Raw genomic sequence first — 12,661 nt, forward strand, 5'->3', positions numbered from 1 at the left:
AATCAGACTCATGAATCATTGAGTGTTAAATAAAAAAGACAGGATACGACATTCAGCTCAAGTGAGAGCCAATGAGAATGACTTAATCCTGTCTTTTTATTATTCTGATTTGTTTTGTTTGTTTGAAGTGCTATTGTTCTGAGTTGAACGATTCGCATTATTATTGTTATTAGAGCTTTGACCACCTTGACCGCCTTGACCTTGTGATGATTCAGTACTTGCCTTTGGTTTATTGGCTGGTTCCGATTGTTGTGAACGCGCAGGTTGATTATTACTTTTTTGTGCTGGTTGGTTGGACGGTTTAGCTTGAGTTGATTGACTTGGTGATGTCTGATGAGTAGCTTGAGATGATTTTTGAGTTGGTTGTTGATTAGCTGAATGATTGGATTTGTTTACATTATTTTGTTGTGAATTCGTAGGTTCAGCTTGAACAGTTTCTTGATCTGTTGTATTATTTTTCGCTTTCTCTTTTGACGTTTTCTTTTTATCTTTTTCTTCAGTTTTGTGTTCAGTTTTATGATGAGATGTTTTGTTTTGGTGTGTTAAAGCTGCAAAAACAGAAAATCCTAAAGCTAATACAAGTGCAAAAATAACAATACTTGCTAATAATTTCTTCAAAAGTGTGTCCTCCATTAACTACGATAATTATTAACTATATTATAATCAAATTTTTGAATAAGAACACAACATTTAATGATATTTTAAAATAATAGGAAAGTAAGTGAAATATATGGGTGTATTAACTAATGAACAAAAGGTAAAAATTTTATCAGAAATAGTGGCTATACCTTCAGTCAATGACAATGAATTAGCAGTAGCACAATATTTAGAGCAATGGCTTAATCGATATGATATTGACACACACATCGATTACATTTCAGGAGAACGTGCAAATCTAATTGCTACCATAGGGTCTGGTAAACCAGTCGTTGCAGTTTCAGGACATATGGATGTAGTAAATGAAGGGAACCATGATGATTGGACATCTCCTCCATTTGAATTGACTGAACGAAATGGTCATTTATATGGAAGAGGTGCTGCTGATATGAAATCGGGATTAGCTGCACTGGTGATTGCAATGATTGAAATTAAAGCGAGCGGACAGTTAAAACACGGTACCATTAGATTATTAGCAACCGCTGGAGAGGAAATGGAACAAGCAGGATCAGAACAATTATATCGTAAAGGTTATATGGCTGATGTTGACGCCCTAGTCATCGCAGAACCATCTTATCCAAGCATTGTATATGCTCACAAAGGATCAATGGATATTAAAATCACATCTCAGGGGCGTTCAAGTCACAGTTCTACACCTTTTATGGGAGAAAATGCAATTACACCACTTATTGAATTGGTTCAAAATATCAATCAAGCATATGAAGAAATAACACAAAGAATAAAAGGAACGGCTTTAGATTATGGCAATATGGTCAATCAAATGGCTGATCAATTGCCTAGTTTTGTTAGTAAAGATGAAGTTCAAACTAGAATTCAAGGACTTGTGATGACCAATAGTATGATTAATGGTGGTTCTCAAGTCAATTCTGTTCCTGATTACGCAACTGCAACGTTTAATGTTCGCACGATTCCAGAATATGATAATACAAAAGTTAAAGCACTATTTAATAAATATATCGATGAAGCGAATCAAAGAGGAGCACATTTGACTCATGACATATATTTAGATCTTGATCCAGTTGTCACAACGGGTGACAATCACTTATTTAAATTAGGCCATCAACTGGCTCAAACATATTTTGATCCTTCGGCATTGATAGATACACCAACAGTGGCCGTTACGGATGCATCTAATTTATTAAAAGATAAAAGCGAAGACTTTCCATTCTTAATGATAGGGCCAGGTCAAGGACCTCATCAAGTTGATGAATGTGTTAATAAAAATCATTACTTAAAATTTATCGATTACTATATTGAATTATTGCTAACATATTTAAATGAAAAATGATAAGACGTGTAATATAAAATATTAAATTTAAGCATAAATTAGATATGACAAAACTGTAAGGGCTATTACTTTTAATTGTATGTCTTTAGTTGATGACGTATAATTTAGAAGACCTATTAAGCAAAGAAGCTATGGGTAAAGAAAGAGAGGATACGTTATGAATAAAAAGACAAAATCAATCATTGCGTCTACATTAGCTTTCGGTACATTATTAGGTGCATCAGCGAGTGTAGCGCCAGTAATCAATCATACGGCACATGCAGCAACAACCCAAGAACATCAATCTGTTTATTATACTTATAAAGGTAACGCAGGTTATGATGCGAAGTTTGTTTTAGATAAAAATTTCAAAAATGCAATCAAAGCTGGCAACGTTACATTTAATGGTATTAAAATTGCGCCAACTCAATCAACTCAAACAGTAATCAAATCAGATCAATTATTCCGTCAATATGATAAAAAATCTAAAAAAGCTTCATTAGTCGATATTCCATTGAAAAAGCAATTGAAGCTAACAGATTTACAAAAATCTTATGGTAAAGATTTGAAAAAAGTAGATAATGGTAAAAATGATACAACAGGAATTTATTACTACCAACCTAAGAAAAATGGTGAAGCGGTTTGGTTCGATGCATCAAAAGGTAAAATCGACCGCGTTGTCATTGGTTATGAAAAAACTAAAGTAGCAATTCAAAAAGATAAAACATTAAATAAAATTAAATAAGTTAGAACGACATGAACAGACGTCCGTATAGAGGATGTCTGTTTTTTGATAGGTTCAATTATGATAGATTGAAGTTAATGATAACTACGAAGGAGGTTACGTCTAGTGATTTATAACGGCTTTATGAATATGATTGAACAAAATGATTATAAAACACTTTATTCATACTTTACTAAAGAAATGAAGAAACAGATTTCTAAGAAAGCATTAAAAAAGTTGATGCAAGACTACAATAGATTTGCGCATCAACACAAGTGTTATGTAGACATCGGGACTGAAAAGTATGGTGAGAATGTATGGTTAGATGCTTTTGAAAACTATGGTATTTCAATCCATGTCACTCATGGCCAAATATCTTCACTTTTATTTAAACCTTTGTATTATTTTAAAGTTAAACGAACAACTTTAACTTATCAATTTCCGTTTTATGATGAATGGTTTGTATATTGGGGTGGCGATAACGAACTATTCAATTATCATTATCCTTCAGAAACACAAAGGTATGCATATGATTTTATAAAGATAAATAAAGACTCTGGAATGAGCTACATTGATGATGGCATGCGATGTGAACATTATTATGCTTATGGTACTCAAGTATATGCACCATTAAATGGTGTTGTTGTCGATATTGAGAATAATATAAAAGATAATCGTATAGGACAAACGAATCAAAAACAACCACTTGGCAATTATGTCGTGATAAAGCATTCGACAAATGAATTTAGTCTAATTGGACATTTAAAACAGCATTCGGTCAAAGTGAACATTGGAGATGAAATAACAGATAACGATATGATAGGTCTTTGTGGAAATTCAGGTAATTCGTCAGAGCCTCATGTTCATTTTCAAGTTAGTAATCAACCTAGTTTAATAGAAGGACAATCACTCAAAATTAATTTTAAAAATAATAGGATGCCCGTTAAAGGTGAAACGATTTGTCGATAAAATAGTTTAATAAAATTTATATATTATATTACAATACACAACGTATATTTATTGAATTTTATGTAATTTTCATTTACTTTTTATAAAAATATAAATAGTATGAAGGGAGATTAAAATTTATACATATACGGAGGATTAACATGAATCGATTGTCTAAAACTATCATTTCCGGTATTTCAGTAATAACTATAAGTAGTACATTTTATAGTGAAGAAGTGGATGCGAAGAATGATCATTCAGCAAATCAAAACAAATTAGAAGTTAAGGATAAGAATAAAGCATTTCAGGCATTAAAATTATTACCCAATGATAAAAATGCTAAAAAGCAATTTAAGCACTATAAAACAGTCGACGTCAATACAGATCAATTAGGCTACACGCACTATACACTACAACCAAAGTTTAAAAATGCATATGTTCCTGATAGAGAAGTTAAAATACATACTAATCCTCAAGGTAAGGTTGTACTTATCAATGGTGACACAGGTGGTAGTGAAATAAAACCTAGTAATACTGTCCAAATCCATAAAAAAGAGGCCATCAATAAAGCTTTTGAAGCTATTTCAATGTCTTCAGATAATGCTAAAAACTTTAAAAATGATGTCATTAAAAAGAATCAAATTCAAATTAGCGGACAACATAACAAATATGTTTATCAGGTAGAAATTGTAACAACGTCTCCTAAAATATCTCATTGGAACATTCAAGTTGATGCTGAAACTGGGGAAGTCATTGATAAGATAAATAATATCCAACATGCGCATACTGAAGGTACGGGAAAAAGCGTATTAAACAAAACGAAAAAAATTAATATTAATAGTAAGGATAAAGGATATGAGTTGAAGGATGTGACGCATAAAGGTAATATTTCAGCTTATGACTATAATGATGAGGATGGCAGTTCGAAACTGATGACAGATAAAGATAAAGAATTTGTAGACAAGTCGCAACATGCTGCTGTTGATGCGAACGATTATGCTAAAGATGTGTATGATTATTATAAAAATAAATTTGGTCGAGAATCATACGATGATAAGGGAAGTCCTATCGATTCATTAACTCATGTGAATCAATTTGAAAATGAAGATAATCGTAACAATGCTGCTTGGATTGGTGACAAAATGATTTATGGAGATGGAGATAATGACAATTATTTACCATTCTCTGGTGCTAAAGATGTGGTAGCACATGAAATTACACATGGTATAACTCAGGAAACAGCCAATTTAGTATACGAAAATCAACCCGGTGCATTGAATGAAAGTTTCTCAGATGTCTTTGCCTATTTTATTGATAGTGATAATTTCTTAATTGGTGAGGATATATATACACCCAACGTTAAAGGTGATGCATTAAGAAGTATGTCTAATCCTGAAAAATATGATCAACCTGCACATATGAAACATTACTCTAAAACACAAGAGGATAATGGTGGTGTACATACCAATTCTGGTATCCCTAATAAAGCTGCCTATTTAACAATCAAACGTATTGGTAAAGATAAAGCTGAACAAATTTATTATAGAACGTTAACACATTATCTATCTTCTAATTCAGATTTCGAAGATGCTAAAAAATCATTACACCAAGCTGCGCTTGATTTATATGATAAATCCACAGCAGATCAAGTTAATCAATCATGGGAAGATGTTGGCGTTTAATCTATCTAGCCTTTCACTGAGATAAGCACAGTGAAAGGCTTGTTTTATGTGGGAACACTTAGGGTTGTCTAACGTTAGACAACGAGCAGGCTAATTTAAAAAGTTAAGAGTGTACGATTTAAATTGACTCATCATATTTTATTTTGGAAAACAATATTTTACATAATTTTAAAATAAAATATATTGTTTTTGTGTGTGAATATAGTAATGTTGTATGTATATTGTATATAAGGAGATACAACATTGAAAAAGTATTATTTAATATCGATTTTGTCTTTTATTTTATTTTTGATAGTTAGCATGTTGGCATATCGGATGGATTTAAAGCAAGAGGCACAAGTTTTAGCAGTAGGCGATAATTTAATACACCCTAACATATATAGGGATGCACTTGAATCAGATGGTGATACATACAATTTTAATCCTATGTACCAAAATATAAAAAAAGATATTCAATCTGCAGATATTGCATTCATCAATCAAGAATCTCCAATAGGTGGTGATCATCGTCCTTATCATGGGTTTAAAAGATTTAACACACCTAGTGATATTTCAGATAGTTTAGTGCAAACCGGATTTAATTTTATTAATGGATCTAATAATCATGCATTAGATCAAGGTGATGAAGGACTTAAATATCATATTCAACAATGGAATAAATATAAAAATAAAGTGTTGCTTACAGGTACTTACGATTCGCAAAAGTCTCATGATCAAGTGGCTGTCAAAAAGATAAATGGTATCAATATAGCTATGTTGAGTTATACATTTGGTACGAATGGAATTAAACCTAAACATCAATACGAAATCAACTATTTTGATGACAAACAAATTAAGAAGGATATTCAACAAGCTAAAGAAGTGGCAGATGTCATATTTGTATCGGCACACTGGGGAAATGAAGGATCTCATCAACCTAATCCAATACAACGAAAATATGCAAAGTTATTTGCTGATGAAGGGGTGGATGTAGTATTAGGTACACATCCTCATGTTATACAACCAGTTGAATGGATTAAAGGTAAGGATCATCATCGTACCTTAGTCGCTTATTCCCTAGGAAATTTCTTGAATGGACAAGAAACTGGAAATGAAAGTAATGACCTACTCGGTAGAATAGAATTTAAAATAATGAAAACGCCTAAAGCAGTAAAAATCGAAAACGTTAAATGGCGAAGTATGGTTAATTATTATGAATTAAGTGATGTATATAATAAAAACAGTAAAGAAAACTTTAAAATTTATCCATTAAAGGATATGGATGAACGCTTAATTCGTAAACATGGTCGATATTATGACCCGAATTCTGATATGAGTCAATTACGATTAAAACAAATAACTAAAGAAGTCATTAACGAAACGTTTTTAGATGATGATAGTTTCTAAAATGATTAGAAGTTATATATGTTCTACTAGTATTCCCCAACATAATCATTAAATGTTTCATGAGAAACATCGTAAATGATATTTACCATTTTAAGAATGTATACAATACTGAATGATTTGTATCACTATGATGTCGATAAAACAAGTAAAAAATGCAGGAAAGTTATTTTATATAATGCATAAATAAACAATATATTGAATTTATATTTACTATGTTGTAAGATGTTATCAAGGAGTTGATGACATGAGCAAGTTTAACTTTGAAGGTAAATGTTTATTAAAGTCGACCGATTATTCTAAAGATGAATTGAATTACATCATAGATAAGGCACAACAATTAAAAGCAGAAAAGAAAAATAACCAATCACATCAATTATTAACAAATAAAAATATAGCTATTATATTTGAAAAACCATCTACACGTACACGAGCAGCATTTAGTGTTGCAGCACATGATTTAGGTGTTCAAGTAGATTACTTTGGACAGGGAGAAATTCATTTAGGTAAAAAAGAGAGCATCTATGACACGGCGAAAGTTCTAGGAAGTATGTATGATGGTATCGAATTTAGAGGACATGATCATAACGATATTGAAATACTAGCACAACATGCTAATGTACCTGTCTGGAATGGTTTAACTAATGAATGGCACCCTACACAAATGTTAGCGGACTTTATGACACTCAAAGAAGAGTGGGGGACGTTAAAAGGTAAGACTTTAACATATATTGGAGACGCTCGAAATAATGTAGCGAATGACTTATTAGTTACAGGGGCGTTATTAGGCGTCAATATGAATATTGTGGCACCAGAATCTCGCTTGCCGGAATCGCATGTGGTAGCGATGGCTAAAGACTATGCGGAACAAACAGGCGCAACGATTCAAATCAGTAGTGATATTGAAAAGACTGTTTATCAAACGGATGCTATTTATACGGATGTTTGGTTTTCAATGGGAGAACCAACAGATGTTATAGAAGAAAGAGTTAAGGCATTACAACCTTATCAAATCAATATGTCATTAATTCAAAAGATACAAAATCCTGATGTGAAAGTACTGCATTGTTTACCAGCTTTCCATAATACACAAACGCAAGTAGGCAAAGATGTCTACGAAAAATATGGATTATCAGAAATGGAGATCACAGATGAGGTCTTTCATAGTCCTTATTCTATTGTTTTTAAACAAGCAGAAAATCGTTTACATTCTATTAAAGCCATAATGGCATTAACTTTAGGTGGCATAAAATAAGAGATTACAAATGAGGTGTTATGCATGATTATAGAAGTCTCTAAAGCATTAAAGTCATTTCTTTATGAAAACTATGAAATAGAAATAGGCGAAATAGCGAGTAAGCAAATTATTGATCATATCTATCCTATGATAGAAAATGAAATACACGAAGATATGAAGACAGAGATTCAAAACCAAACGATTAATGATGTTATAGCAAAGTTAGAATTTGAAAAGATAATTAATCATAGATAAATGAAGAGGTCGAGACAAAAGTGTTTAGGATTTGAGCAGAACCGAACGATACACAAAATTGTTTTCCAATTTTAGTCTAATCGTGAGAGTCCCATGCCCAGCTTGCATTGCCGGTAGGTTTTCAAAATGAAAACCTCTCTGCTGGGACCAGAAGAAGATGATCCTGTTTTGGGACGTTGTTAATCGGTTTCCCAGAGTACTAAAACTTTATGTCTCAACCTCTTTTTATGATTTATTATTTATTTTGTGAAGCAAATGCTTTAGCGATATCACTTAATTTAGCTGGTGCATCTTCAATTGCCATTTTTACTTCAACAAAGTGCATGCAATCACTATGTGCATTGATCTTTTCAAATGTTTCTTTAAGTTCATGTGATGTATTAACATCATGGACGACTACATTATCTCCGCCAAATACTGCAGGGAGCGCTTTGTAATCCCACATATGAATATCATTATACGGTTCTTTCATACCATGAATTAAACGTTCCACTGTATAACCATCGTTGTTAACTACAAATATAATCGGTTTCAATTGTTGTCTAATCATTGTTGATAACGATTGAACTGTCAGTTGGAGTGAACCGTCTCCGATAAGTAAGACATTACGTCTATGCGGTGCAGCGATTTGTGTACCTAATGTTGCAGGTAAAGTGTAACCGATAGACCCCCATAATGGCTGACCAATAAAGGTATTATCTTTATATAAAGCTAAATCATAAGCGCCAAAGAATGAAGAACCTTGTTCAGCGATTAAAATATCGTCTAGTTGTAAGAAATCTTGCATCATCTTGAAATACGTTGCTTGAGTTAATGGTTCATGATCAACTTGATAGTCATGTTCTTTTGGTCGTTGATACTTTGGAAATTCTGATTTATTTTTATAAGAAATTGACATTAAACCTTTTATAAGATGAGGTAGTGCAACTTGTTCAGAGATGGTTTCATTCATTTTAAAATAGTTATGATTAATCATAACAACATCATCGATATCAAATTCAAATGAGAAACCAGCTGTCGCTGAGTCAGTTAACTTCGCACCAATATTTAAAATAGCATCACTTTGATTGACATAGTTTTTAACATTTTCTTCAGCGATACTACCATCAAAGATACCAAGATAATGTTCGTTTTCTTCATTAAAAGCTCCTTTACCAAGAGAAAGTTGAGCGACAGGTATATGCGTTTGATTTACAAATTGTTCTAATTCAGAATGAAGACCAAAACTATTAATTTCATGTCCAGTAATAATCACAGGTTGTTTAGCAGAATTTAATTTATCTTCAATCATTTGAATATAGTGAGATACATCTTGATCATCACGTGCTTCAGGTTGGAAAGATTTAGATACGTCGATTTCAGTCATTGCAACATCGATTGGCAAATGTAGATGAACTGGACGACGTTCGTTGATCGCTGCTTGTATAAGTCTAGGAATTTCAGTCGTTGCATTCTCTGGCGTAATATATCCTTGGGCGGTTGTTATAGGTTCAAACATTTTTCTATAATCATCAAATGTACCTTCACCTAAAGAATGATGAACATATTTTCCAGCTGACTCAACAGCACGAGTAGGTGCACCAGTAATCGCAATGACTGGTACACGTTCAGCATAAGAACCGGCAATGCCGTTAACAGCACTTAATTCTCCAACACCAAACGTAGTAACTAATGCACCTAATCCATTAATTCGAGCATAGCCATCAGCGGCGTAGCTAGCATTTAATTCGTTAGTATTACCAATCCACTCTACTTGGTCATGAGAAATAATATCGTCTAAAAAGGCTAAATTGAAATCGCCAGGAACACCGAATATTTTATCTACCCCAGCAGCATTAACTGCATCCATTAAATATTGTCCTACACGTTGTTTCATTATGCATTCCACCTTTGTTTATGTATTTGCATTTTACAATTAAAAGATAACTTTTTGTAAAAAGAAAGTCAATTAACTTGACCTTTTAAAGAAAGTTTAACATGACGAAAAAAGGAAACTTTATTATAATGAACCTTAAATATTAGAAAAGGAAAGAAAGTACATGTCGACAAATAAAAACGATTATGAGCATATGCTATTTTACTTTGCATATAAAACCTTTGTAACGACAGCGGATGACATTATTGAGCAATACGGTATGAGTCGCCAACATCACCGTTTTTTATTTTTTATCAATAAATTACCTGGAATTACAATAAAAGAGTTACTTCAAACATTGGAAATATCAAAGCAAGGTTCTCATGCCACACTGAGAACGCTAAAAGAAAAAGAACTTATCATTGAGCAAACATCAGAAAAAGATAGACGTGTTAAGCAGTTATTTGCTACGGATAAAGGCAATGCGTTAATTAATGAGCTCAATTACGCACAAGATCACTTGTTACAAACGATTCAACAAAAAGTAGGAAACAATTGGTACGATATAATGGAAGCGTTAGCCAACCAAAGAGATGGCTTCAAACATATTGAACATTTAAAAGGACAAGAGTAACTAATACTTTTGCGAGGCCCTTGTTGCATATGATGTAACAGGGGATTTTTATGATATTAAAGAAGTAATGGTGAATGTTAAGTAATGATGTTAAAAATATTAAACTCCTACATAGTATTTTTAAAATTTTTGTTAATAATGTAATAAATAGTTGATATATTAAATAAAAATATTGCTATTTCCAATGGATAAGTTAACATAGGATAAAAGTATTTTATTTTAAGGAGTTTATGAATGAAAAGATATGTAACTAAAAAAACTAAACCAATTGTTAAAATAACGTTAGGTTTAATCACTGCGTCAATTAGTTTAGGAACGATAAGTGTCGTGACTCAACAAGCCACTGCCCATGCCTCTACTGTACAAACGACTCACAACCACACGAGCACTCATAATCAAACACGAACACTATCGACAGCACCTCATATATCCCAAACGAAGACACCTGTGAAACGTGTCACAACGACAGTTAAGGCTCCAACTACAGTGAAAACGACGACGAAAGTAGCAACTATTACGCAACCAACTCAAACAGTGAAAACGGTATCTGTTTCAGCTCCTAAAACAAGTCGAACATCTACAATTAAGACAAGCACGAGTCATACACAAAAACCAACATCTGCTAAGGCACCTACATCTACTCACCGTAAAAGCAGTACAACAACGACTAAGACATCGACAAACCATACCACAACAACAAAAGCACCTATAACAAAAGCAACGGTATCTAAGACATCAATAACTAAACCAACGAACACAACACAACATACGACTACGACACCATCAAAATCAACAACATCGACGAAAACATCTACAACGACGCGTCCACCGAGCCAGACATCGAAGACGGTATCCAAGACATCAACTAGTACTGCCAAAGCACCTTCGACATCAACGTCACTGCCAAGTACTAAACCATCAACGACGACTGCTTCTTCAACGAAACTAGTAACACCGACAACTTCAACTACAACCCAAACGAGCGGAAGTTCGAAAGACACTAACCTACCATCAACAGGTGCTCATTCAGATGCTAAACCAATCATACCGGTTGAAAATGCGCATAAAGATTATTACGCTTCAATGACTCAGCTTGAACGAGAAACTAAAGAAGGCATAGATTGGAAGAAGGAAACACGTGACCAAGACAACCAAGTGCTGATCGTTGCGCCTCATGGAGGTAATATAGAACAAGGTACGTCTGAGTTAACAAAGTTACTTGCACAACAAGGCGGTTATGATTATTTTTCATTTGAAGCCACTAGACCATTTAACAATACACAATTGCATGTGACGTCTACACATTATGATGATCCAACTTTACATCAAATGATTGAAGGACGTGCGGCTACCATTTCTATTCATGGAGCTAAAGGAGACGACCAAATTGTATTTTTAGGCGGCGCTAAGTCTGACCTAAGAGATGCGATTCAATTACAATTGGAAAGTAGAGGCTTTGCTGTACAAGTGCCGCCTGAATATTTAGGCGGATTAAATGAGGATAATTTTATTAATAAAAATGAAAATAGCACTGGTGTGCAATTAGAGTTAACAACTGCATTACGCAAAGCATTATTTATTAATCAAGATATGAGTACAACATCACGAAAAAATGAAAATAATTGGTCTCCATTAATGTATCAATTTGTAGATGCATTGCATATAGCAATATCACAAACAACGGAGACATCAACACATTAAAATCGACGTGTTGTGTGTTATTGAAAAAAAAGAATGCCGATGAAGTATATTAAAATTAATTTATGTTTTTTCAACACATTGATAATAAGGTTTTTAAAATTGTTGAAAAAAAGTGTATAATTATGTCATAAGAATTTCAAAGCGATAGTTGAAATGAATAATCGAAGAAGGAGTTTTTATGATGAAAAAATTCGCTATATTATTAACTTTAGTCGGTGCAGGTTACTATGCATTTAAAAAATATCAAAACCATGTAAACCAAGCGCCTAATATTGAATATTAATATGTATCATAAGT

At 32.9% G+C, this 12,661-nt stretch carries 12 protein-coding genes; 10 read left to right on the top strand and 2 right to left on the bottom strand.

The window, feature by feature from the left end; translation table 11 throughout:
- Positions 1-99 precede the first annotated feature (99 nt).
- A complete protein-coding gene (locus EL082_RS01005; protein WP_103286236.1) occupies positions 100-618 on the bottom strand; it encodes a hypothetical protein in 519 nt (172 codons plus the stop codon).
- A 112-nt stretch (positions 619-730) separates the two neighbouring features.
- Here EL082_RS01005 and EL082_RS01010 point away from each other — a divergent pair, with 112 nt between their 5' ends.
- From EL082_RS01010 to EL082_RS01040, 7 genes are all read left to right on the top strand, one after another.
- A complete protein-coding gene (locus EL082_RS01010) occupies positions 731-1,966 on the top strand; it encodes an ArgE/DapE family deacylase (protein ID WP_103286235.1) in 1,236 nt (411 codons plus the stop codon).
- Between the two features lie 157 nt (positions 1,967-2,123).
- A complete protein-coding gene (gene isaB / locus EL082_RS01015; RefSeq protein ID WP_103286234.1) occupies positions 2,124-2,690 on the top strand; it encodes an immunodominant staphylococcal antigen IsaB family protein in 567 nt (188 codons plus the stop codon).
- Between the two features lie 105 nt (positions 2,691-2,795).
- Positions 2,796-3,638, top strand: a complete 843-nt coding sequence (locus tag EL082_RS01020; RefSeq protein WP_103286233.1) for a M23 family metallopeptidase — start codon at positions 2,796-2,798, stop codon at positions 3,636-3,638.
- A gap of 140 nt (positions 3,639-3,778) precedes the next feature.
- Positions 3,779-5,299: a M4 family metallopeptidase gene (locus EL082_RS01025; protein WP_103286232.1), complete on the top strand. Its 1,521-nt coding sequence runs from the start codon at positions 3,779-3,781 to the stop codon at positions 5,297-5,299.
- Between the two features lie 300 nt (positions 5,300-5,599).
- A complete protein-coding gene (locus tag EL082_RS01030; protein WP_232012200.1) occupies positions 5,600-6,685 on the top strand; it encodes a CapA family protein in 1,086 nt (361 codons plus the stop codon).
- Between the two features lie 244 nt (positions 6,686-6,929).
- The gene (argF, locus tag EL082_RS01035; RefSeq protein ID WP_103286230.1) at positions 6,930-7,937 is read left to right on the top strand and encodes an ornithine carbamoyltransferase; all 1,008 of its coding nucleotides are present in this window, start codon (positions 6,930-6,932) and stop codon (positions 7,935-7,937) included.
- 24 nt (positions 7,938-7,961) lie between these two features.
- Positions 7,962-8,174 (top strand): hypothetical protein, encoded by a 213-nt coding sequence (locus EL082_RS01040; RefSeq protein ID WP_103286229.1) that lies wholly within the window; start codon positions 7,962-7,964, stop codon positions 8,172-8,174.
- A gap of 235 nt (positions 8,175-8,409) precedes the next feature.
- Here the strand turns inward: EL082_RS01040 and EL082_RS01045 are convergent, their stop codons facing one another.
- Positions 8,410-10,050 carry an alpha-keto acid decarboxylase family protein gene (locus tag EL082_RS01045; RefSeq protein WP_047211224.1) on the bottom strand — a complete coding sequence of 547 codons (1,641 nt, stop codon included), beginning with the start codon at positions 10,048-10,050 and terminating at the stop codon, positions 8,410-8,412.
- Positions 10,051-10,213: 163 nt separating this feature from the next.
- On the opposite strand from EL082_RS01045, the gene EL082_RS01050 reads away from it, so the two are divergent.
- The 3 genes from EL082_RS01050 to EL082_RS01060 all read left to right on the top strand — a co-directional run bounded on the left by EL082_RS01050 (position 10,214) and on the right by EL082_RS01060 (position 12,647).
- The gene (locus tag EL082_RS01050) at positions 10,214-10,663 is read left to right on the top strand and encodes a MarR family winged helix-turn-helix transcriptional regulator (RefSeq protein ID WP_002467363.1); all 450 of its coding nucleotides are present in this window, start codon (positions 10,214-10,216) and stop codon (positions 10,661-10,663) included.
- Positions 10,664-10,897: 234 nt separating this feature from the next.
- The gene (locus EL082_RS01055; protein WP_103286228.1) at positions 10,898-12,364 is read left to right on the top strand and encodes a poly-gamma-glutamate hydrolase family protein; all 1,467 of its coding nucleotides are present in this window, start codon (positions 10,898-10,900) and stop codon (positions 12,362-12,364) included.
- A 181-nt stretch (positions 12,365-12,545) separates the two neighbouring features.
- Positions 12,546-12,647: an SE2200 family small protein gene (locus EL082_RS01060; protein WP_015364644.1), complete on the top strand. Its 102-nt coding sequence runs from the start codon at positions 12,546-12,548 to the stop codon at positions 12,645-12,647.
- The last annotated feature ends 14 nt before the right edge of the window (positions 12,648-12,661 follow it).

This window comes from Staphylococcus warneri, from assembly GCF_900636385.1.
In the GTDB taxonomy this organism is placed as follows: Bacteria; Bacillota; Bacilli; order Staphylococcales; family Staphylococcaceae; genus Staphylococcus; species Staphylococcus warneri.